At 38.8% G+C, this 22527-nt stretch carries 21 protein-coding genes and 4 tRNA genes; 4 read left to right on the top strand and 21 right to left on the bottom strand.

Annotated features, from left to right (window positions below):
- Positions 1-96: 96 nt before the first annotated feature.
- The 6 genes from BUB11_RS24730 to BUB11_RS24705 all read right to left on the bottom strand — a co-directional run bounded on the left by BUB11_RS24730 (position 97) and on the right by BUB11_RS24705 (position 2520).
- Positions 97-171 (bottom strand) — tRNA-Met (locus BUB11_RS24730).
- Positions 172-319: 148 nt separating this feature from the next.
- A tRNA-Tyr gene (locus BUB11_RS24725) sits at positions 320-403 on the bottom strand.
- 25 nt (positions 404-428) lie between these two features.
- Positions 429-504 (bottom strand) — tRNA-Asp (locus BUB11_RS24720).
- A gap of 24 nt (positions 505-528) precedes the next feature.
- A tRNA-Glu gene (locus tag BUB11_RS24715) sits at positions 529-604 on the bottom strand.
- Between the two features lie 365 nt (positions 605-969).
- On the bottom strand, positions 970-1437 hold the full coding sequence (locus BUB11_RS24710; RefSeq protein ID WP_073033108.1) for a chemotaxis protein CheW: 468 nt from the start codon (positions 1435-1437) through the stop codon (positions 970-972).
- Positions 1438-1467: 30 nt separating this feature from the next.
- Positions 1468-2520, bottom strand: coding sequence for a PocR ligand-binding domain-containing protein (locus tag BUB11_RS24705; RefSeq protein WP_073033106.1), 1053 nt, complete (start codon positions 2518-2520; stop codon positions 1468-1470).
- Between the two features lie 436 nt (positions 2521-2956).
- On the opposite strand from BUB11_RS24705, the gene BUB11_RS24700 reads away from it, so the two are divergent.
- Positions 2957-3928, top strand: a complete 972-nt coding sequence (locus BUB11_RS24700) for an NAD(P)H-dependent flavin oxidoreductase (protein WP_073033103.1) — start codon at positions 2957-2959, stop codon at positions 3926-3928.
- A gap of 100 nt (positions 3929-4028) precedes the next feature.
- On the opposite strand, the gene BUB11_RS24695 is transcribed toward BUB11_RS24700, so the two are convergent.
- Positions 4029-6752, bottom strand: a complete 2724-nt coding sequence (locus BUB11_RS24695; RefSeq protein ID WP_084110545.1) for an HD domain-containing phosphohydrolase — start codon at positions 6750-6752, stop codon at positions 4029-4031.
- Between the two features lie 326 nt (positions 6753-7078).
- Between BUB11_RS24695 and BUB11_RS28895 the strand changes: the two genes are divergently transcribed.
- On the top strand, positions 7079-7582 hold the full coding sequence (locus BUB11_RS28895; RefSeq protein WP_073033102.1) for a CBO0543 family protein: 504 nt from the start codon (positions 7079-7081) through the stop codon (positions 7580-7582).
- A 178-nt stretch (positions 7583-7760) separates the two neighbouring features.
- The gene (locus BUB11_RS24680; protein WP_200797989.1) at positions 7761-8804 is read left to right on the top strand and encodes a hypothetical protein; all 1044 of its coding nucleotides are present in this window, start codon (positions 7761-7763) and stop codon (positions 8802-8804) included.
- A 173-nt stretch (positions 8805-8977) separates the two neighbouring features.
- Here the strand turns inward: BUB11_RS24680 and BUB11_RS24675 are convergent, their stop codons facing one another.
- Positions 8978-9745, bottom strand: coding sequence for an alpha/beta fold hydrolase (locus BUB11_RS24675; protein WP_073033100.1), 768 nt, complete (start codon positions 9743-9745; stop codon positions 8978-8980).
- A 598-nt stretch (positions 9746-10343) separates the two neighbouring features.
- Between BUB11_RS24675 and tlp the strand changes: the two genes are divergently transcribed.
- Entirely contained in the window at positions 10344-10559 is a 216-nt protein-coding gene (tlp, locus tag BUB11_RS24670; RefSeq protein ID WP_073033099.1) for a small acid-soluble spore protein Tlp, read from the top strand.
- A 91-nt stretch (positions 10560-10650) separates the two neighbouring features.
- Here the strand turns inward: tlp and BUB11_RS24665 are convergent, their stop codons facing one another.
- From BUB11_RS24665 to BUB11_RS24610, 13 genes are all read right to left on the bottom strand, one after another.
- Complete coding sequence (locus BUB11_RS24665; protein WP_073033098.1) at positions 10651-10854, bottom strand: hypothetical protein; 204 nt, start codon at positions 10852-10854, stop codon at positions 10651-10653.
- A gap of 259 nt (positions 10855-11113) precedes the next feature.
- Positions 11114-11260 carry a hypothetical protein gene (locus tag BUB11_RS27930; protein ID WP_200797988.1) on the bottom strand — a complete coding sequence of 49 codons (147 nt, stop codon included), beginning with the start codon at positions 11258-11260 and terminating at the stop codon, positions 11114-11116.
- 70 nt (positions 11261-11330) lie between these two features.
- Positions 11331-11543 (bottom strand): DUF2935 domain-containing protein, encoded by a 213-nt coding sequence (locus tag BUB11_RS24660; RefSeq protein WP_073033097.1) that lies wholly within the window; start codon positions 11541-11543, stop codon positions 11331-11333.
- A gap of 78 nt (positions 11544-11621) precedes the next feature.
- Positions 11622-11726, bottom strand: a complete 105-nt coding sequence (locus BUB11_RS24655; protein ID WP_073033096.1) for a methionine/alanine import family NSS transporter small subunit — start codon at positions 11724-11726, stop codon at positions 11622-11624.
- Positions 11726-13261, bottom strand: coding sequence for a sodium-dependent transporter (locus BUB11_RS24650; RefSeq protein WP_073033112.1), 1536 nt, complete (start codon positions 13259-13261; stop codon positions 11726-11728). The genes BUB11_RS24655 and BUB11_RS24650 overlap by 1 nt, the downstream gene beginning before the upstream one ends.
- 275 nt (positions 13262-13536) lie before the next feature.
- Positions 13537-14565: a peptidase U32 family protein gene (locus tag BUB11_RS24645; RefSeq protein ID WP_073033095.1), complete on the bottom strand. Its 1029-nt coding sequence runs from the start codon at positions 14563-14565 to the stop codon at positions 13537-13539.
- A 39-nt stretch (positions 14566-14604) separates the two neighbouring features.
- Positions 14605-15507, bottom strand: a complete 903-nt coding sequence (locus BUB11_RS24640) for a hypothetical protein (RefSeq protein ID WP_073033094.1) — start codon at positions 15505-15507, stop codon at positions 14605-14607.
- 244 nt (positions 15508-15751) lie between these two features.
- Positions 15752-16186 (bottom strand): DUF1285 domain-containing protein, encoded by a 435-nt coding sequence (locus BUB11_RS24635; protein ID WP_073033093.1) that lies wholly within the window; start codon positions 16184-16186, stop codon positions 15752-15754.
- Between the two features lie 30 nt (positions 16187-16216).
- Positions 16217-16786, bottom strand: a complete 570-nt coding sequence (locus BUB11_RS24630; protein WP_073033092.1) for an SF0329 family protein — start codon at positions 16784-16786, stop codon at positions 16217-16219.
- A gap of 84 nt (positions 16787-16870) precedes the next feature.
- Positions 16871-17914 carry a 4Fe-4S dicluster domain-containing protein gene (locus tag BUB11_RS24625; protein WP_073033090.1) on the bottom strand — a complete coding sequence of 348 codons (1044 nt, stop codon included), beginning with the start codon at positions 17912-17914 and terminating at the stop codon, positions 16871-16873.
- 269 nt (positions 17915-18183) lie between these two features.
- Complete coding sequence (gene nrfD, locus BUB11_RS24620) at positions 18184-19407, bottom strand: NrfD/PsrC family molybdoenzyme membrane anchor subunit (RefSeq protein ID WP_073033088.1); 1224 nt, start codon at positions 19405-19407, stop codon at positions 18184-18186.
- A gap of 29 nt (positions 19408-19436) precedes the next feature.
- Entirely contained in the window at positions 19437-20213 is a 777-nt protein-coding gene (locus BUB11_RS24615; RefSeq protein ID WP_073033086.1) for a 4Fe-4S dicluster domain-containing protein, read from the bottom strand.
- Positions 20214-20231: 18 nt separating this feature from the next.
- On the bottom strand, positions 20232-21812 hold the full coding sequence (locus BUB11_RS24610; protein WP_073033084.1) for a [FeFe] hydrogenase, group A: 1581 nt from the start codon (positions 21810-21812) through the stop codon (positions 20232-20234).
- Positions 21813-22527 lie beyond the last annotated feature (715 nt).

Here is a 22527-nt window from a genome sequence, read left to right as displayed (position 1 = left end):
ACCTACGAATGCCAGAGTCAAAGTCTGGTGCCTTACCGCTTGGCGACACCCCAACTATATATTAAGCCTGAGCATTTGCTCCAGGACCTAACACCTTGGTTGCGGGGGCCGGATTTGAACCGACGACCTTCGGGTTATGAGCCCGACGAGCTACCGCTGCTCCACCCCGCGACGTATTTAGTGTTCAACGCACTATGTTCGTTAACCGAACTTTTGTAATCCTCGTACCTAATATCAACATAGTGTATTATTTCTAAGATCTAGAGTTCTCAGCGAATCATCTTCGTATTTCGAATCACGATCTTCGAACCTTCGATAATGGTGGGCAGGGATGGATTCGAACCATCGTACCTCGCGGAACAGATTTACAGTCTGTCGCCTTTAACCACTCGGCCACCTACCCATTATTATTGGAACGCTTAAATTAATGGCGACCCCGATCGGACTTGAACCGACGATCTCCTGCGTGACAGGCAGGCATGTTAACCACTACACCACGGGGCCAGCTTCGATGTGAACTCTATTATTTGGTGACCCGTACGGGATTCGAACCCGTGTAACCGCCGTGAAAGGGCGGTGTCTTAGACCGCTTGACCAACGGGCCATCTAAGAGACAATCTCCAAAATTCGGAGGCGACCAACGACCTGTTTTTTAGCCTGGCCGGATTTAAATATTAGCATTTTTAAATTAAGTTGTCAATAACATATTGCTGCATTTTTCTAGTTAATCTGCGTCTTTTCTTCGGCGCTCAGTTAGATTAACATTTTTAGTACATGTTGTAAACTGTTATTTCTATCCAATGTCGTCCTGCGAAGTTTTATTTTTTGCATCATAATTTATCAAATAATATACGTATAAATAATGAGTGACTGTAACCTCTAGTCGGTTGCAGTCACTCATGCCCTCAATTACTAAAATTTACGCAATGTGTAAATCATGCATGACTTTAAATTCAGGTGTCGTTAGTTTCAATTTTCTTGCTTAATAAAAGCGTTTTGAAGAGTAGCAAATTCTGAGGAAAATATTTTCTCCGGATCCAAAATAATAATCATTCGATCGTCAAATTTTCCAATACCTTTAATGTAGTTATTATCACCAGCACAAATGAAATTCGGCGTCGACTGCACCTGCTCATCATTTAACTTAACAATATCTGTTACCTCATCTACAATGCAACCGATAGTAGAGTCGCTGGCGTTTAACATGATGAATTTGCTCTCATCAGAGATTTCCTTTTCAATTAACTCAAACTTATTTCTTAAGTTAAATATATAATTCACGTTTCCACGCAAATTTATCATACCTTCTATCGACTTATCAGTTCCCGGCAATGTCGATATTTTAAACTTCCTTGCTCTTAGAATCCCGTTAACAGCTTTAACGTCAATTCCATATTCTTTGTTGTCTAATTCAAATATAACTAATTGAATACTCAAAAATTTCCCCTCCCTTCAACAACTTTCAACTTATAGATTATTTGCTAGATTATTTAGTTGCTCAGTAAGATTTGAAATCTCCATAACACTAACTGTCACTTGCTCTATAGCAGCAGTCTGTTGCTCTATTGTTGTTGTTGTTTCATTGCCCATAGTTACCGTTTTATCTACGGATTCTTTTATACTGGTTGTTAAATCTTTAATTTTACCCACTGTTTCCTTCGAATCAGCTGAAAGTTTCCTGATTTCTTGAGCAACAACTCCAAATCCTAGTCCAGCTTCACCAGCTCTAGCTGCTTCAATCGCCGCATTTAAACCTAATAACCGCGTTTCATCCGCGATATCTTTTATGAAATCCATAACTGCATCAATTTTCCCAGTTACAATATTTACATTTTTAATTTCAGTATTGAGATTTACTTGATTTTCACTTACGGTAGTTGCTGATGCAGCCAGTTGCTCCATAGTTGCCGATATTTGCCCCAAGCCATCGGTAAGCATATTAGTTACTGATTTAAGCTTCATCTGTTGATATGCAATATGCGACATATGATTTGCAACTGTAAATAGCACATTAGCCGCGGCTTCTATACTTTCGCGAGATAATGTTCGAATTTCTTGTACTGCTTCGATATATCCTTCCTCATCTACACCAATTTCGTTCGCAATTTTACGATACTTCTCATCGTTCGGAGCATCAGTTAATACTTGTCCCCCCAATATAGTACCAATGAGTCGGCCTTCAAGCATAATCGGTGCTGCAAAGTCAATCAAACCTGCGTGACATTCATAGACTACTGGTTTCCCTGTTCGTGCAGCTTCTTCACCGCCTTTGCGGTGTGATTCCGCGCAGCGTTTGTCACCACATTCTGTAGAATGTGTATAGTCCATACAAAATCGAGTGTAACTACTAGGCTTAGTAATAGGGGTCCCATCAGGATCAACCGATACACTAGCCAAGCCTACTCCTTTAGCAAAATCATCTTGAAATTGCTGCAAAAAATCAATGTCAATAACATCTTTGAGCGTTACAGCACTTAAATCTAAGTCGTAGCCTACATTTTTCTCTTGATATCGAACCATTTTGATTCCCCCAATTATTTTTTAAAATACGTTTTGTTATATACCTGAAAACGTTGAATAATTTTTATAATCTATGATTCTACGCATTATCTGGTTTTTCCTCTTTTATCTCATAATTTCGCCTTTTAATTCTATTTATCATTTTCTTTAGATGATTTACGACATTTTCCGCTTTCAAAACACCTTACTCAATTGTAATCGAGTATTAAAAATGCCGGTGAGGTAGGTTCCCTCAACCGGCAGATGGAGGTTCAATCAATCTGTTACAAAAAAAATGTTATTAGATAACTGTTGCTTACAAAATAGCTAATTAATGGTATTGTATAATGTGAGAATTAATTTTTAATTCAATCTATTTATGCCATGGATGCACCGGATTCGAATAAACGTCCGAGAAATGCCTCCCTTAGGTGGCGATATTTGAGAGGAGAAGAACATGAAAACTAAGATTACTGAACTCTTACACATTGAACATCCGATAATTCAGGGTGGGATGCAGTGGCTGTCACGAGCCGAATTTGTGGCATCGGTGTCAAATGCGGGAGGATTAGGCCTTATTTCTGCCGCAACATTTCCCAGCAAAAAAGAACTGATTGAGGAAATACGCAGAACTCGAGAATTAACGGATAAGCCATTCGGTGTCAATATCACCATCCTGCCGGGGGTAGGTCAGAAGGATAAAGCAATTCAATATTTTGAAGCTGTGATCGAGGAGAATGTGCTTGTTGTCGAGACTTCCGGTCGGAGTCCGGAAAGTTTTGTACCTGAGCTAAAAAAGGCTGGTGTTAAATTAATTCATAAGGTGCCCTCAATACGTTTTGCAAAAAAAGCGGAAAGCATTGGCGCGGATGCAGTGATCATCGTAGGGTATGAATGCGGAGGCCACCCAGGCATGGATGATGTTACTTCATTGATATTGACGCCAAAAGCAGCAGACACCTTATCAATTCCGGTAATTTCCGGAGGAGGGTTTGCCGATGCCCGTGGTTTAATAGCTGCCTTAGCTTTAGGGGCGGAAGGAGTTGTCATGGGTACCCGTTTCCTGGCTACTACAGACTGCTTGGCTCATCCGAAATTTAAAGAATGGATGATACAAGCAGAAGAAACAGATACAGTAATAATCGAACGGTCAATTCAAAATACTGCTAGAGTAATGAAAAATGTTACAGCAGAAAAAGTTTTGGAAATGGAGGCCAGAGGAGCCACTATGGAAGAGATCCTTAAAGTTATTGGCAGTGGAGTGCGACGCCGTTGCTATATAGAAGGGGATTTGGACGGGGGCACAATTTCTATGGGACAGTGCGTAGGTTTAGTTTATGACATCAAATCTATCAAAGACTTAATCACAGATATTATCACTGAGTCAGAAATCGTCTTGGATAGATTACAAAAAATTCGAAGTAATTGAACCCTATCTGCAAAAACATCTTTCCCAAAGTAGACCTTCAATCAAGACATTCCACATGCTCTGAGACGGTAAATAAATAATTTCTAACCTATAGTAGCATTTATACTCTACTGACTTTCCCTGACACCTTTTCGATAAATAATGTTACTAATTCCGGGTCAAATTGAGCACCTGCATTCTTTTTTAACTCTGCGATTACAACTTCCTCCGGCAACGCATTTCGATAATTCCTCTCACTGGTCATTGCATCATAGGCATCCGCTATAGCTATAATCCTTGACACAAAGGGTATCTCTTCCCCTATTAAGCCTTTTGGATATCCTTTCCCATCCCATCTTTCATGGTGATACAATACGTAGTTAGCAATGTCAGACATATCATTAACTGTATTAAGTATTCTATAGCCTATTTCTGGGTGACGCTTCATTTCTTTCCATTCTTCGTCTGTAAGTTCACCTGGCTTATTGAGTATATTTTCATCTATAGCTATTTTCCCTATATCATGCAGCAACCCAACTGACTTAAGTTCTTCAATTTCATAGTCCGGCAGGCCAAGTGCTTCTCCCATCATTTTGCAGAGAGTTGAAACTCTGTGAGAGTGCTGTTCTTCCCTTTTGTTTTTTTCATGAAGTGTATTAATTATAGCTTTAATTGTTTTCCCTCTCATACTTGGACTCTCAAAGAGTTTTGACTTATACATATGATCTTCAACTTTTTTGAATATTTCTTGAATCTTTTCTTTCTCATTTCTTTTAGTTTCATAACCAAATGAAATGGAAATATCTATGGCGCCTACTTTTTCTTTTAATGACAGATCATTGATACGTTTAATGATTTTTTCTGTTTCAGAAGAATCTGTCTTAGGTAATAAAATAATAAATTCATCCCCTCCCAGTCTGGCAACTATATCATCAGATCGGCATCCCTTCTTTAACACTTTTGCTACTTTTTTAAGGAGCTCATCGCCCATGACATGTCCGAAAGAATCATTAACAAGCTTTAAACCGTTTAAATCACCCATAACAATGGTCAGAGGAAGGTTTCTTTCTGTATCCAGTCTCTTTAGTTCCTCTTCGTAAAATCTACGGTTATATAAACCCGTTAGCTGATCGTGATAGCTTAGATACTCAATTTCTTCTTGCCTTTGCTTTTTCTCAGAGAAATCTCTAATTACTAATACCACCCCAATAATTTCGCCGTTTTCTTGCATAATTGGTGCGACATTTTCTTCAATAGGTCGCTCAATACCATCTTTTGAAATTAATATGATATGGTTGGCTAATTCAAGTATCTCACCGCTTTCAAGGACTTTTTTGACTTTGTTTTCACTCTTTTCTCGTGTCAACTCATTTACGATATTAAATACTTCATCAATCGGTTTTCCCCTTGCAGCTTCTTGTGTCCAACCAGTCAGGAATTCAGCAACTCTATTCAAAAGCACGATATTACCCTTATTATCAACAGAAATTACTCCGTCTCCGACAGATATAAGAGTTGTTTCAATAAGATTTTTCTCACTTGAAAGAGCTATTTCCAATCGTTTGCGTTCTGTAATATCAGATATAACAACTGCGAACTCTTTATGTCGTGGAGAATAGGCAACTATCTCGTAATACTTGCCTAGTTCTTTTGCATAGTTCTCATATTGGAGCGGCTCACCGGTCAATGCTACATGACCATATTTTTCTATCCAGTAACTTTCCGTACCTGGCATTATTTCAAGTACAGTCTTACCTAGAATATCTTCATTTTTTAGTCCAGTTAGCCGCTCAAAACTTTCATTTGCGTCAATAAAACGATAATCTATTGCTTTTCCCGCTTCATCTAATATAACTTCATGAACTGCAAGCCCTTGTTGCATTTGCGTAACAAGGAGCCGGTATTTTTCTTCGCTTAATCTAAGTTCTTCATGTGCCAACCTTTTTTCAGTTACGTCTATCAGCAAATAACTTGTAAGTTTGTTTTTGATGTCAAATTTGTTTTTCTTAGTGTCAAACCATTTGATCTCATTATTAATAATGAATGAAACTTGTCTGTTATTTAGGTCGTTATGATTCAAATTCTTATAAATGTCCTTAAAACTTTTTTTCTGCTCACTTAAAAAACTATTCGCGTTGACATTTGAACATACAACTTCATTTAATTCATTAACTAAAAAAGCTGGTTCACCAATATTATCAAATGTGCTCTTCCATCTATTTATTTGCAACTCGAACATATTATTTTTGATTTCATTAACAACTAATAACAGGCATACTAATATTATAGTCACTGGCACTAGGTCAATATATCTATTAAATCCTAATAAATAGAATAATATTGCAAGCCATGGAATCTGAAATGAGGTAAGTACGTAGAAAGTACTATTTTTTTTGTTCTTTTCCTTAGTGATTTTATATGTTTTTAGTAGCAAAATGTTTGAAAACACTAAGAACACTGCAACATATCCCATCAGAAGATAATAAGCCAGTGAATAAAATGGATTTGTTATAAAAACAAGCCCTATAATTGCGAAGAAAGCTAATAAAATAGCTACTATTTTTTTCGATATTTTGAATTTTGTTAAATCTGCAACATAATAGATTCCAATGGTGAGGATTAGAATCATACCTAAAAACTGAAAAATACGAACCATCAATAAAGTGTCAAAAGATACTGAAGTGATTTCTAATAAATATCCAAAGAAATAAATTGCAGTCGCAAACATAAGAAGTGAAAAATAGTTAACGTGATTTCCTCTCTTTTGCCTAAGCAGTTTTATCCCGGTTATAATATAAACGGCGGATATTATGGGAATATAATATACAAGTAATTTTATGATCACACTTTGATTATTAATCTTAGTTCCTCATTCCTAATTTGATAGACTTTCTCAGTATCTCTTTAACAAAAGGATGTCAAGAAACATCATTCAAAAATAACTTCCAGAATCCTCTTAATATATAACATATTTTCCCCTCATCCTGCCACCCTCATACCATTTTACAACTGCACCTCTAAAGCAAAAATGCGTTGGCTGAGATTTGTTTTTTTGTCGAGCAACAGCAATTTTTTTACGAAAACTAATCAAACAGCGTCTGCACATAACATTTGGAATTAATAACGATACTATATACTGCTTGATACAAACAAGAGATTGGAAAGATAAACATGGATCTAATTTTAACTATTTTAGTTTTGGCAATTACAATAAAATGGGGCAATTTTAAAAATTGGCAGGCATATTACCCAACATTTCTCTTTTGGGCATTAGGGAATTTCCTTTACCTCCATCTAACACTAGCTAAACCCTTATGGCTTTTTACCACACCCATATTGCCGCGCCAGTTAGCTGAGATTATGATGTCCTTGCTTATGTTTCCTTGTTTTCTTCTGTTATTTCTACCCCATTTCCCTCAGAAAGGAACCCTTAAAAAAACCGGTTATATAATTATTTGGGTCTTTATTTTTTCCGGCATCGAATATTGGGCACTAAAGATAAATCATTTTGCTTATTTCAACGGTTGGCGATTTACATACTCGGTGATCTTTAATGCTTTCATGTTTACACTGCTTGTCATTCACTATAAAAGTCCTTTATGGGCATGGCTAATATCAATTGCCACTACTTTTGTCCTCATGACGTTATTCCAGATCCCATTCCTAAACCAATAGTTCTTCGGTCAATCTCCTATTTTAATAACTTTGCTCATAGAATAAGCCGCTAGATTTATCCAATTTATACCGTTAATTCCTCAAGGCAGTACAATTCTAAAATTTAATAATTCTTGGATATTGTGAGAAATATCTGGGACACTAGGGTTGCACTTATTCAGAAATGGAGGCATGATATTTGTCTGGGGAAACAATCGGGATGTTACTGGCGATTACTTCGGGTATGCTGTCTTTAGTCGGACTTATCTCCATCTTTATATCCATGAACAGTCAACATAATGTACAACGAAGTCGGGAAATCCTATGGAGCATTTTCACGTTGCCATATAAGAAAAATCTTTTTCTCGAGAAAGGTGCTATTGGTCAGGAAGTCTTTCGAACGTTTCTTTTATACGAACAAATAATCAATGAAAAAAATACGTTTTTACGCAGAATAATAAGTTTCGCTCAAATCACGTTGACATTTTGTGGGCTTATATGGACAACTATCGTGGGTTATCTTTTGAAACAGTCGTTTTCGTCCGTCGAGCGGAGCATCTTGCTTTTTTGTGTCATTCTCGCTGATATATTTGTCCTGTACTTTATAATAAAGATTTTCGGTCTTCTGACAAGCACCAGCAAAGTTGGGCGACTACCAACTGTTAACGAACTATTAGATGCAGACATCTTAACAGCAGGGTCAAATATAATCACTTTAGCATCAGTGTCATCACAATTAAAAATCGTTAATTCGGAAATTTATATTGGTTTTCCTATTCCGTTTAAAAACCTTATGGTCCATATTTCGATTCAAGATACAGTTGAGTCATCGGAAAGTCCAGTAGAAAAGAATTATAATTTTGACCTTGTCAACGGTATCAAAGATTTTAAGAAGCTTGACTATCGGGAATTCAAGCTTCTTGATGACGACTATTGTTATTATCCTATTTATGATCTTTCGGCATTTGAAAAAGGAGTTGCACAAAACAGTATTTTTGCTAAAGTCGAGTTACTTAGCAAACAAGGTTATGTATCTACAGAGTTTTACTTTGAAGGATTACTCACTGTCAACAATACCAACTTTGTTATTTATCCATATTCATTTATCGAACGTTTCATCAATAGGAAAAGTGAGTTAGATCCTTTTAGCCGATACATTAAACGAAGTGGCAAATCCATTGACAAGGAAACGGAATGGTTCAATACTGGTAAAAGCTTTCTCGCGTTGTTTGACGAAGAATAAAACAGATAGAGCCGCTGTTGAAGTTCGGAAACGAAACATTTTCGTTAAAGTGTCCTATGGAAAATTTCCTTCCCAGACAAAAGAATCAGGAGCTATCCTGACTCTGAGAGATGATCATTCATTATGTATAAATCAAGGTGAAGCTATCCCTTAGCACTATGGATCAGCTTCACCTATTTGCTTAGGAATTTATCAATTATTCTGTTATAAGTTTCAGGTTCCTCTGCCATAGGTACGTGACCTGAGTATAGCATTTCAATAAAGGTCGCATTTGGTATTAGAGAAGCACATAGCTTTCCTTCAGAAGGAGGATTTAGCTCATCATATTTACCACTGATAACAAGAGTTTCTGCCGTTATCTTATGGAGTTCACTCAGATAATCGAATCCTTCTAAAGCTCTATTTGCTATTGCAGTTTGTTGAGGCGTTAACGAACTTTTAAGAAGTTCTGGATTCTTTGAAAATATATCCGAATCATATGCGATATGTTTATGGAAAAAAGTTCTTTTTTCTTGTTTACTTAGTCCCTCTAATTCCTTTGCATGCTCCTGAATAAACCTCCGTGTTGAAGATGTCAAACCATTTGATTTCGGAACTGTCAAAATTAGTTTGTTTATTCTATGGGGTTGTTTAATTGCCACACCTTGTGCAATATAACTTCCCATAGAAACTCCATAAAGATTTGTCATCGTAATTTCGAGCCTGTCTAATAGTGATAACACATCCTGGATATGATCATTCAAAGTGTAACTGTCTGGTTTATCAGATTTACCATGTCCTCGACAATCTAATGCAACTGTCTTATAGGATTTAGATAGTCGTTGGACTTCCCCTTTCCATTGAGTATTATCGCAACCAAGTCCGTGTATAAGAATTAAAGGATATCCCTCGCCTTGTATATCTATATTCAAATTTATTCCATTTATTTTAATTATCGCCATTCCGCCCCCCCTAACTGCTTATATTTAATTTATTACTCACTAATATAACCATATCCTCACCAATAACAATACACCAAAACACATTCGCAAGTACTTATTCAAATATTCTGATTTTTCTTTCTTCTGGATACCTAAAACTTAATTTTTGTCATATGCTGTAACTAACACAAGGTTTTTATTCATTGAGAGGAGTGGATTATAATGTTGCTCAAGAATTTAATACTTGCGTATTCATACTGCGATGTTTGTGGGGAAGAAAAAAAGACTGAGATGGTGTGTTGTAATTACACGTATACCAATGAGCTAGATGATATTTCAATTACTGAGGAGTCCTGCTGGAGTATTTGTAACGAATGTTCAAACTCTTTAAACCAAGCATAGGTGAATAATTATATGCAAACTATGGTAGCCTTTCTTCACAAAGAAGATTTTAATCCGAAAGAGCAAAAATCGCGCTCAAATACAAGTGTCATCCTGATAGCACCAGCATTCTATGCAAAGACGTCTGGTGCTATTATTTATTGATGACTTCTCGCATAGTATCTTGCAGATTAGGTAATCATAAAAAGGCAGTCATAATTAGATAGGAGGGATTATATTGGCCAAACCTGATAATCGGGCGGATAATGAGGTGCACCTGCAAGAGCATATCAACCACACTTTATCTAAATTACATGCTGCTGAGGATTACCTGGATGAACATGCAGATGAGATTAAAGCTGATGAGAAGCAAGCTATTGAAGCAAAAAATGACCGCCGCAAAGAGAGTATTGACTATTTCATAGCAGAAAAAAAAGATGAAGCTCGTGATTAAGATTTTACTTCTATTTGCATTATACACATGCAGGCAGCCCCTTCCATTGCGAAGAGGCTGTTTTTCTAATTTGAATACAAACCTAAGATATTTATTCGATTATTTTCAGATCACAGGGCTCGTATGCAAATTCACGAGGTAAGATATCTAACCGCACTACAATAAAGATTCCAATTTTATCGCGATCAACTCGTACAACTGTTCCAACGCAGTGATTAAACGTCTCCACGCGATCTCCTACTTCAAATTGGCGTTCATGGCGGAGGAATAATCCTGTTTTTTTGGATTCAATCATATAGTACCCTCCCCTTTTTTCATGAATTAACAAGGCTGTATTGCCTTTTGAATTTTCTGAATAATCCAAATATATTTTATCATTTTTATAGTCCTTTGTCTATACGTTAATTCTACTTATAGCGGGAGATCTTGAATTCTCCAAGCTTCCCGTTTTCGGCGTTTTCAAAAAATTAGCTGATTAAAAAACCTAGCGAGAGGCCATTTTAAGTGGTAAATAAATCAGGGCAGCCAAAGCTGCCCTGTGAATTCTTGAAGAATTAATTATGACTAGGATCTGTATTTCCATTAGTAGGGACATCCGTCTTTTCCGCTATTACCTTAGACTTTGGTGTTATTATTCCTGGTTTAGGAGTATTTCCTTGTGGTAAGTAATTTGTATTGTTGCCTTTACCTAAGGTTGCCATGCTTTAATCTCCTTTACATCTAAATTAAATTTAGTCTCTGCAAAAGACAGAATTCTAAACATTATTTATGTCAAAATAGACAATAAAAAAAGTAAATAGCCTCAATCGTGAGTCGGTCAAACTCTTTTCCGAAACGGTGTGCTTTATCAAATAACAGTTCTTCAGTAGGATCAAGAAATCCACGTACAAATTTGGCATGTTCGCCCATTATTCGATTCCAAAAGGCTTCTTGCTCGACTGCCTCTCCTACTAAATTAAAGTCTACTCTTTTTTGAATCTTCATAAGTGCTCTTAGATAAAATTGGGCTTCTCTGTTTATATGATCCAGTAATAGAGGATAACTGTGCGTAAAGGTTACTGTCTATTTTTGTTTAGATACTTTTACAGCATTCCAAATGCTTGCTGCAAGTCCACCCCAAATGACAATTATACCGATTAACATCATCACAATTGCACTGCCGCTCATTATTTATCCACTCCTTTATCTTCAGAGTACGCGGCTATATCTAAATCTTTTGCTCCCCACTTCAAAGAAGCCAAGATAAAGCCAACAATGATCGTAGCAATTGCAACTCCCCAACCTGAATAAATAAGAAATGTAGTCGGATAACCTTCGTAATTGTTTTTTAGGTTGTCGATAAGATTTAGTACGAACATATAACCTAATACTGCTGGGGTCACTATACTTAAGCAGATTCTCCACCATAAACCTGTACGCAAGTCCGAAATTGCGTTAGCATGATCTTGGAATGGCTTTAAGTTCTTAACGACCCAAGCAACAGTAACAACAGAAACAAGTCCTGCTAATGCAACACCAAATGTGTTAATAAAGTAATCGACTGCATCTAAGAAGAATAACCCTCCTTGAGTTGCAAATAAAATCGAAATTAGTGCTGAAAGGCCGCCACCTATTATAACCGCCTTTGTACGTGACAATTTGAATTTATCTTGTACCCCAGCAATGAACGTCTCAACAATCGAAATCAATGACGATAGCCCTGCAAAAACTAACGAGCCAAAGAATAAAACACCAAAAAGCCCATTTAAACCCGGAAAAGAGTTTAATATCTCTGGAAATACAACAAACGCTAAGCCAATACCTGCCGTTGCTACCTCTTCAATAGGAACATTTGCTTGGGTAGCCATAAATCCTAAGGTTGAAAAGACACCAAAACCTGCCAAAAGCTCAACACCTGAATTGCTAAAAGCTGTAATGAATGCATTGTTGTTAATATCAGATTTTCTAGGTAAATAACTAGAATAGGTTATCATAATTGCAAATGCAATCGATAAACTGAAGAAAATTTGCCCATAAGCTGCGACCCAAACCCCTGGAGAGGCAATTTTGCTCCAATTCGGTTTAAACAACGCTTCTAGACCAAGAGTAGCACCTTCTAACGTAAGTGCTCGAATCACAATCATTAAAAACATAACAAGTAACGTAGGAATAAAAATACGGTTTGCTCTTTCGATTCCTTTTTTAACACCTTTAAACAATACTCCTAAAGTAATTATCCATACAAGTATTAACGGGATAAATACTCCCTGAACAATTGAGCCAACAGAACCGACCGCGGCCTTATTAACAATATCAACGCGCTGTAAGTATTCCCCCATTAAAAATCCACCTGTATCTTCTCCCCATTGCAACCCCACTGCAAAATACGTATAAGCCATTGCCCAAGCGATAATAACGGAATAGTACGTAGAAATTACGAAGGCTATGGATACTTGCCACCAACCAATCCACTCTGTCTTCTTATTCATGCGGGCGTAAGATAAGGGTGCAGAACCACGATATTTATGACCCATTGTAAATTCCATAATAAGAAGTGGAATGCCAGCGGTTAAAAGTGCAAATAAATACGGAATGAAAAATGCGCCTCCGCCATTATCATATGCCACATACGGAAAACGCCAAATGTTTCCTAGTCCAACAGCTGAACCAACGGCTGCTAAAATAAAACCAGCCCTCGTTCCCCATTGCTCACGACTTTCCATGTTCTTTGCCACCCTCTCTATTTGTTTTTGTATTGGATACTTAAGTGTATTCTTATAATTATCCCCACCCAACTGATTATTATTAGTTTTTCTGATATGCGCTGTTAGAATTACCCTACCGACAACGAGAAGCTGCAAGTACAGTTGCCCCAGGCCCTAGCCCTCAAAGAGTCAATGAGCCAAAAGAATTAACAATTTACAACATCGTATACATTCGTAACCTTACAGTAGAACAATAGGCACTCTCATCAGAGAGTGCCTATTTGATGCAAGAACTAACGATCGTAACACATATAACCTGTCTCACAGAGCCCTCTTACTCCCTTAATATTCTTTGCATATTCACGAACTTCTTCCGGAGGATGCCCTTCTTTTACATAATCAAGAATACGTTTGACAAGCTCTACGCTCTTGACCTTTTTACGAAAAGGAGCCTCTCTTCCTACAATTTTAAGGGATGTTATGCCTAATTCTTCATATTCAGGCAGAGTACATAGACCGCACATACCTAATGGATATCCGTTTGATCCTGAAAGACCACCAAAGTTCTTAATACCAACCCATAACCACCTTTTGTACTCATCTACGCTCTGGCAAAAGGACTCCTCTACCCCTTTAAAATTCCTAGCCTTCCTTATATTTCCGCCAACTTCCTCTCCATCAATCGAAATAAGCTTATAGGCCCAGGCTGGGTTGTGACAAAAGGCTCCGCCGTAGGCATGGCTTACATTGCAATACCCTTCCTCAAAGACACAGCCATCATTCAGAATAAATACTTCGTACTCCATATCCGTTCCACCAACCGCAATGATCTTTCTTAAGGTATTCACATCCAAGTAACGAGGAAATATGATCCGTTCCACTCCAAGCTTTCTAAAGAAATTGACTGAGGAACTGTTTAAAACGGCAGCCAGGCTGCTCACATGAATGACAGTATCCTGTTCTTTTTCCTTTAGGGTGCGGATAAGCCCGGGATCAGCCACTATAAACCCATCAACAACACAATTCCTCCTTACTTCTTGTACAAAGGAGAGGATTTCTGTTGCGAGTTCCTTGACATACCCCGGCTGATTTAGAGTTAGAAATACCTTTGCTCCATTATGATGAGCCTTATCTACAAGTTCACTCAAAGTATCTAGATTGCGAATGTTCGCTTTTCCCGGCCCACGTCGGCTAAGCCAAACATCTTGACCATGCTTATTTTCCCAGGCCTCAAGACTTACGCCGCAATAGAGCTCGTCAGCGCCCTTCGAGGTAAGCACTTCTACCTCGTGGATCGAGCTTACAGGTGCTAAGATTTTCACTCTACCACCTCCTCTTGTCATTCTATACAGCATGTGAATTCACAACGGTTCAGGCTGAAAAACAATCCGATTCACCCCGGTACTATCTGCACTGTCTATGGCCTTTGCTACGGACTCCCTACTCAGACGATAGAAGATGGTATTTCCCTTTTGCATTAACTCCCAATCTGCATTTTTTCTAACCCGTCCACTTAGATCGGTCATCTCCAGCCAATAGGGCAGGCACTTTTGATCACACCTGCTTGATGACCTGAATTTATCCTTTACTTCCACCCCCCAGGACTGAATGAGGCAAAGTCGACCTGTTGTCACAACTCCAAAAGGAAGATAAAGGGATGTTTGATAGCCCCAATCTAAAAGCTCTGGATCTAATCCTTGGGGTGGATGATCTAATTCAATGCGCTTTACACTATACTGATCGAGTAAGTTCTTCATTCCAAGCCCTGCTAGGCAACTGGTTTGAAAATAGTGGGTTTTCTCTGAATTAGACGAATTCATAAGGTTCTTCGGTATACGGGGATCCCTTAACACCTTGTTCAAGAGCCTCCCTAAAATAGGAGTGAATGTTAGTTGTTCATCAATTATCCAATCGAGCACTCCCCAATCATTTATAACAACCTCAGACTCAGGTCTTTCTTTGGCGAGTTGGGACAATAGCACTTTTACTTTAGTCAATCCCTTCTCAGTTACATACGGGGTAACACAAGTGAAATTCATCCCTTCCTCTTCTGAGAGGTATAAGGCTTTCTTCATATCTTCTTTTCCTGAAATTGCTTTTTCGCAAAACTCTTGCCCATAATAAAGGCGGGTAAATCTTATAAAGCCGAATCGGTCTTCAAAGTCCTTTTTTAAATCATTCAAAAGGCTTCCTTTAGGCCCAAACCAAAGGTCTTTTAATCTTGTCGATGTTTGAAGACGAGGAATGGCCAATGCCCACTCCATAACATGCACCTCCGATACTAGGTTAGGCACTCATCATACCTAATATCTTATGCCCTTAGATGAGGAAGATTTCAGCCTTCTGCTGAGCTTTATGTTGACCTTCCGGAATATTAAGGGCTTACGATCGAACGGGAGAATCATGTGCTTTGGAGCTGCAACTCAAAACAAGCGAACCCACAGACTACCTCTGTACGTTCGCTTGTTTTAATCAATTTCGAGACATCCACTTTCATCCCCGATAAGATTATTCGTCTTCAACGAGCCATTCATTATCGCCGTGTTTGATAAAATACTGACCATTCCGCTCGATCAGGTTTTTACATAACTCAGAATAGGAAGGGCGAGATAGTTTCGTATCACGCTGCCAGAACAGAGAGATATAGGGGATATTGTTTTTCATGACAATATTGCCAGGAGGCAGGGGGAATTTTCGGCCATCATTAAGCTGTATCGTAAGCTGACCAACCTGCTCGGTTACTGATTGAACGAAAAAAGGAACATCCTCCACCCTCACAGGGTACAATTGATTCTGCCAATCTATATGATATTTATCATGACTATCTTTTTTCAGATTGGCAGCAAATAACTTAATAATTTCTTTATTGATCATGAGTACACCATCGGCATACCATAGTCCATCCTTATCAATAAAAAGTTCGGGGGCTCGTAAATTTTCCAAGGTTTTACCTCCTTGCATATAATCCTAATATCACAGCGTACTAAGCCGCAGCTCATAAAAATACTGTACAATCGGATGCTTCAACTTCATATTCTCAGTCATGCTTAAAAGTCGCTTTTTCCCGACCCTTCTATCCACCAAAGCCAATATATTCAATAATATATCATCGCTTTCTATATTTTCTTCTATAGAAGCAGCCAAAAACTTATTTGCTAAAACATAAAAATTTGATTTACATAATGCCGACTGCGCTGACAATATCGTCTTCGCATATTCCGATATTTTTCGTTTTCTCGCAATTACAACTAGGCGATCCTCAGGGACTGTCCCGTTGGTATCTTTTCTGACCGCTTCAATTTCTTCTTTGTCGATTGGAATTATAAGATTCGGCTCATTCTTTATTTCCTGCTCCGTTTGATACCATCTGATCAAGGTAGTGACATCACTCATATTGAAGACATTCTTTTTATTTACCGTAATATAACAAAAGCCTGCTTTATCAGGTAAATAACGGTAGCTGGTTGCACAGTATTCAACCCTTCCATATAATGCAGGACAAAGAAAGCTCTCCAGAATTTGCTTCATTTTGCTCCAGGCCATGTATTCCTCCTATCTTTGCCGTTTTTTTAATATCCATCGTTTAGCCCCTACATTTTTTACCACAATTCGATAACTGTCGATTTTCTACACCTGGCTTCTTGAATGTTGTGTAATCATAAAACTTCCATACGGGTTACTCGTTGCACAAGCCATACACAAGGGTGGCTCTAAGTCGTCAAACACTTGCTTGTTACATGAAGTGCAAAACCGTCGCTTTCCTTGATACAAAAGAACTTTGCCAGTTAGCAAACGATAGGATAAGGATTTAACTTCCATACTTATTGCTTTTGAACGGCATATACTGACACATCTTTGACAGTGGACGCATTTCAGTGGTTCATAAATCAAGGTTAACTGTTCCTTGGTGTCCGTTTTGGTTAGTGCTCCCTGCGGGCAAATCTCTGGACATTCACCACAATTTGTACATCGTTCGCTCACCTTTAATGCGGGTAAAGGGAGTACCTCAATTTCGGATTTTAAGGATTTCCAGGTTTCCTCTAAAAACTGCCTAGTCTTTGGAATAAGATAGGGCTCAAGGAAAGTATTCCCCCCTCGGATTTCTTCAAATTTCTCACGTCCGATGTCCCGCCAGCCCCTACTCTCGTTCTGGGCTTGAACTGACACCGTTGATTCGCTGTCTCCATCGTCAGCTGCAACCTTTATCAATACCGGCGGATGATCTTCCCATGCGTTGTGTAATTCTATAAAAATCTGCACACTTATTCCGCATGCTTTTTTATCCGGACAATCTGTACACACTCCGGTGAATATAGTTAATTCCTTCTCCCGGGCATATAACATTAGGGCCAGCCATAAATCCCGGTCAAAAATCCCCAGACAAGGGATTTCATGACCTGCCGGAATTGCTTGTGGGCAGTTTAAAACATTCTTCTCTGAATTTTTGAGATACTCATAGAGCTTATCCATCTCGCGATACACAAATCCATCGCTGGGACACACCGCGGTGCAAATCCCGCACTCTGTGCAGCGCTTAGCATCAAGTTCACGATAGATGGAAATGGCTTGATGGGGACAGGAGTCGATACATAACCGGCAAAGATTATCAGAGGCCCTTTTTGCATTGAGACAATTATTTTGATTATAAACAATCTGACAATTATATATCACTAAAGACACCTCTTCTGAAGGGTTATTCAATTTTATTTATAACTAAAACTATAGCACAGATATTTAATTTGACCTGGCATAAGTTGAGTTGACTCTTTCAAAAGCTCTTTCAAGCAGAAGCTTATCTAACCTCGTACGTTTAGTAAACATTCTATCTAGATCTAGTATATCTTATATCGTATAAATTTGGGCAAGTCATTAATTAATATATCCACTCAATCCCTCTGAAATTAATCAGAGGGATTAAGTGGATAACTTAAGCTAAATGCTTATTTTGCGGTGGAAGCGTATTTACCATCTTTAATCTCAATATCATCGGCATGTTCTGACTCATGATTGCCCAAGATATTGAAGTTTTCGGCTAAGAATAGGTAGGCTAAACAAGCTATTGACACTAGTCCTAAGCTGACTATAAACTCGGACACGGCAGGGACATAAGACCCGCCGTATTGGTTCAGATATTTTCCCATTCCTGTGAACAGTACATCAAACCTGTTCATAATAACTCCGCTGACGGTAAGTATTCCAAACCAAATCAGGCCTTTACGGGTGCTGGACAAGGAACTGAATGCTATGATTATGGGGATTATTACCCCAAAAGTCAGTTCGCTCAGGAACATAATACTAGGCAAATCAAAGGCAAAAGCATTGGCAAAGGTCCCTCTTACCACCATATCCGTGATCTTTAACATCAGATACAAGATCATAGCTCCGGCAGATATTTTGACCAACCCTCTTAAAACAGGGATTTCTACTTTATGATTGAGTGCCTTCCCGGCTAGAGAGCTTTCGATAACAATCATACCTGCCCCGACGAAGAATGAGGATAACAGGAAGAACACCGGCAGAAATGCTGTCCACCAGAGTGGGTTCACTTTACCTACCATTAGATAAAACAGTTGACCCAGAGATGATTGGTGCAAGGTTGGCAGAGTAATACCGATTATCAGCATTACAGGCATTGCTTTCTTCAGGTATTTGTGAGCCCCTTTAAATACTTTCTCGGTTCCTACTTCGCAGAATTCCAAGATCTGAATCACTGTATAACAGGAAATGCACCAAAAAACTTCAAATAATACACTGGCATGTCCCCATGATACATAAGGTCTCCAGAAGTTGAACCATTGTCCTACTTCAATCAATAAACCGAGTACAACAACAATATAACCTAATAATGATGTCAACATTGCACTTCTTGCGATGGGATAAAACTTATCACGGCGAAGTACGTATACTATAAGGGCTGTTCCATATCCGCCTCCTGCCAGAGCTACCCCCAACAATACGTCAAATGAAATCCAGAGTCCCCATGGCCACTGGTCGTTAAGGTTGGTTGTCGCTCCCAAGCCTAAGACAAAACGCACTAGGATTACTGCTATAGCTGCAGCCGCTATGCCCGTAAACACCCATCTCATGGGGGTCATTTTAAACTTCCACTTCACGGTGGACTTTTTAGCGCCTGCTTTACTTACAACGGTAGTGACGAGTTCCATACATTTCCCTCCATTCTATTTTTGCTGTATTAATCTAGAGGTTCCTTGCCCTTATTGTTATATACATATAATCCGGCTAATATGGCCGCCCAGCCGACTCCCACAAATGGTGTAGCTTTCATATATCCTTCTGTATAAGAAGGCAACGGCTTGGATGTTATATCCGTTCTGAATCTCATCTGCTCAAATGGCGTATCCGAGATATATAGCCAGGAAGTTCCTCCTGCTTCTTTCTCTCCAAATACTCTATCGACATAACCGTTTTCTTTAATTCTCTTTTTTGCTTCGGCCAGCAATTCCTCTCTGTCCCCAAAGATAATTGCTCCTGTCGGGCACACTGAGGTACATGCGGTTTCCTGGTTATTAGCAACTCTTGTGGCGCACATCTGGCATTTCCTTACTCCAGGAATGGCTTTCTTCCATTCGTATCTCAGTACGTCAAATGGACATGCCATCATGCAGTAGCGGCAACCTACACACAGACTCTGGTCATAGATAACCGGTCCTTCAGGAAGCTTCTGGAATGCCTTGGAGAAACATGATGATACACAGGCAGGATCTTCACAGTGCATACATTGGGTTTTGACATATCGTGCGACGGATTCGCTGTCCTTCTCCAGGTCATAACGATTTATTGATGTCCATTCTTCAGGCCATAAGCCATTGTTTGGTTCCTTTGCTCTGTCGATAGCAGTCTTGTTCTTCTCCTGCTCATCCCATTCAAGTTCGTTCCACAATTTACAGGCGACTGAACAGCTTTCACAACCTATACATTTCGGTATATCTACGAGTACTCCCTTTGCCATTTTTTCCACCTCCTAAACTTAATATAGTTTGTTTTCTTCGGACTTTTTAGGAATAAAATCATCAGCTCTGGAAACATAATGTGTATGCAGAAGTTCTTCTGCTTTTTCGCTCATCGGAGCGGTTAAGAAATCGGCATAGATTTGTTTGATCTCGGGATTATCGTGACTGTTGCGCAGTTTTGCCTTGGCATCAATATTGTATAAAGACGCAGCACGTCTATTGCGATCTTCGTCTGAAGGAGGTGATGAAGCACGGGGTTGACCGCCGCCATATTCACACCCTCCGGGACAAGCCATTATTTCCATGAAGGCCCAGGGAGCATGACCTGCTTTCATCTGATCCATTACCTTTCTGGCATTAGCCAGACCGGAAATTACAGCAACTTTTACATCTCCAACACCTGGAATATTAACTGCTGCTTCTTTAACACCCTGCATTCCTCTTACCGGGGTTAAATTCCAAAGCGCCGCGGGTGGCTGTTGCCCGGTTATCAGGTAATAGGCAGAACGCACTGCAGCTTCCATAACGCCGCCGGTCGTGCCGAAAATTACTCCTGCACCTGTTCCGGTACCCATCAACTTATCATACTCCTCTTCTGGAAGAGATGCGAAATCGATACCCGATCGCTTGATCATTCTGGCAAGTTCCCTTGTTGTAAGAACTACATCTACATCAGGGGAAACATTACTGTCATTTAACTCTTTGCTGGCTGAATTCATTTCCGGGCGTTGACATTCAAATTTCTTGGCTGTACAAGGCATGATGGCAACTGAAAAGATCTTTTTAGGATCTACTTCTTTCTTTTCTGCGAAATAGGTTTTAATTAAAGCCCCTTCCATCTGCTGAGGAGACTTGGCTGATGATAAATTAGGAATAAGCTCAGGATAAAAATATTCCACAAACTTAACCCAGCCCGGGCAGCATGATGTCATCTGCGGAATAGGGTGATGCAATTCGCCGGTGACACGCTTAACAAGCTCTGTGCCTTCTTCCATAATGGTCAGGTCAGCTGTGAAGTTAGTATCAAAAACTACGTCAAACCCTAATTTTCTCAAGGCGGCAACTTGTTTGCCCTGAACATTAGTTCCTACAGGCATACCAAATTCTTCGCCCAGACCAATACGAGTTGCCGGCGCAGTCTGCACTACAACTGTGACGTTTGGATCTGCGAGAGCTTTGAATACTCTATTAACATCATCCCGTTCTGAAATTGCTCCGGATGGGCACCATTGAATACATTGGCCACAATTTACACAAACGAATTCCTTTTTAATGGGTAGTTCATAATTTCCAAAAACCGATTGAATTTTCTCACATACTTCGATACATTGGCCACAAAGAATACACTTTTGGTCATCTCTGACAATAGCCGGGTTCTCTGGATCAATTGGAACGCGACCGCGAACGCTGGTTGGCCAGTTGCCTGGTGCATTGTATTGGGTCGGCATCCAGCCGTTTCCACCAATTGCTTTATCGGGTGTAATTGGTTTGCCACAACCAGTCAAGTTTAACGTTACACCGACTAAACTTGCTCCTCCAACAAACTTAAGGAAAGAACGTCTGGACAAACTTTTTACTCGTCCTACTTTGCTTGCCATGTGTTTTACCACCTTTTTTTATTGAACTCTCTTTGCAAACATTATTTAGATATTTTTAGAATTGTCTAATAGGTGAAAGTATTCACTTGTTTTTGTGAACTTTTGCACTTATATACACGTTGGGCAATTAAATAATAGTTGTTTAGTACAATTAAATCTTGGAGTATTATGACGAGTTTCCCTCTCAAGGAAAGAACAATTACCTCACGAGTTGAACAATATAACTATGATTTGTTAAACTAATCTCTAACATGGGTAATAACTTTTTCTTATAAAACAATTTTTGAGAAATTTAGATAGAGCTCCTTTCTTACAAAATGCTTATTGAGTAAACTCAACTCTTTTTATTTTAATATCTGAATACCATCTGTCACGTTAAAGTACATAAAAAAAGTCTTTTGTCTATAAATAAAACATTTAGAAACTTTAAACTAATTGTCAACTTGTAATTTAAAAAGATGCTCAAAGGGCCTTTCAAACAGCGGTTTACATGTTAACATGTAAGCCGGAATATTCATTCTATCCTGTGCTTCTTTCTTATGATTAAAGTTTTTTTAGTAAATACCCATATTAATAAGCATAAAAGGAAGCGGTGTATTTAAAACACAACTTCCTCTACTCTAAATTTAGATAAAATTCAATTATCGAGCATATGTTAAACTTAATGCTCCAATAAACCGTAGCAAATCTCAGCTATATATCCTTGTCACTTTCC

It is taken from the genome of Desulfosporosinus lacus DSM 15449 (assembly GCF_900129935.1).
GTDB classification, from domain to species: domain Bacteria; phylum Bacillota; class Desulfitobacteriia; order Desulfitobacteriales; family Desulfitobacteriaceae; genus Desulfosporosinus; species Desulfosporosinus lacus.
Note: the sequence above shows the minus strand (reverse complement) of the source record. Positions and strands in the feature narration are given on the sequence as shown.

What these genes read in the sequence shown, in the direction of transcription:
- BUB11_RS24705 (WP_073033106.1), bottom strand. Translation starts at nt 2,520, where the DNA reads ATGGTTCGATATCAAGAGAAAAATGTAGGCTACGACTTAGATTTAAGT.
- BUB11_RS24700 (WP_073033103.1), top strand. Translation starts at nt 2,957, where the DNA reads ATGAAAACTAAGATTACTGAACTCTTACACATTGAACATCCGATAATT.
- BUB11_RS28895 (WP_073033102.1), top strand. Translation starts at nt 7,079, where the DNA reads ATGGATCTAATTTTAACTATTTTAGTTTTGGCAATTACAATAAAATGG.
- BUB11_RS24675 (WP_073033100.1), bottom strand. Translation starts at nt 9,745, where the DNA reads ATGGCGATAATTAAAATAAATGGAATAAATTTGAATATAGATATACAA.
- BUB11_RS24665 (WP_073033098.1), bottom strand. Translation starts at nt 10,854, where the DNA reads ATGATTGAATCCAAAAAAACAGGATTATTCCTCCGCCATGAACGCCAA.
- BUB11_RS27930 (WP_200797988.1), bottom strand. Translation starts at nt 11,260, where the DNA reads ATGGCAACCTTAGGTAAAGGCAACAATACAAATTACTTACCACAAGGA.
- BUB11_RS24660 (WP_073033097.1), bottom strand. Translation starts at nt 11,543, where the DNA reads ATGAAGATTCAAAAAAGAGTAGACTTTAATTTAGTAGGAGAGGCAGTC.
- BUB11_RS24655 (WP_073033096.1), bottom strand. Translation starts at nt 11,726, where the DNA reads ATGAGCGGCAGTGCAATTGTGATGATGTTAATCGGTATAATTGTCATT.
- BUB11_RS24650 (WP_073033112.1), bottom strand. Translation starts at nt 13,261, where the DNA reads ATGGAAAGTCGTGAGCAATGGGGAACGAGGGCTGGTTTTATTTTAGCA.
- BUB11_RS24640 (WP_073033094.1), bottom strand. Translation starts at nt 15,507, where the DNA reads ATGGAGTGGGCATTGGCCATTCCTCGTCTTCAAACATCGACAAGATTA.
- BUB11_RS24630 (WP_073033092.1), bottom strand. Translation starts at nt 16,786, where the DNA reads ATGGCCTGGAGCAAAATGAAGCAAATTCTGGAGAGCTTTCTTTGTCCT.
- nrfD (WP_073033088.1), bottom strand. Translation starts at nt 19,407, where the DNA reads ATGGAACTCGTCACTACCGTTGTAAGTAAAGCAGGCGCTAAAAAGTCC.
- BUB11_RS24615 (WP_073033086.1), bottom strand. Translation starts at nt 20,213, where the DNA reads ATGGCAAAGGGAGTACTCGTAGATATACCGAAATGTATAGGTTGTGAA.
- BUB11_RS24610 (WP_073033084.1), bottom strand. Translation starts at nt 21,812, where the DNA reads ATGGCAAGCAAAGTAGGACGAGTAAAAAGTTTGTCCAGACGTTCTTTC.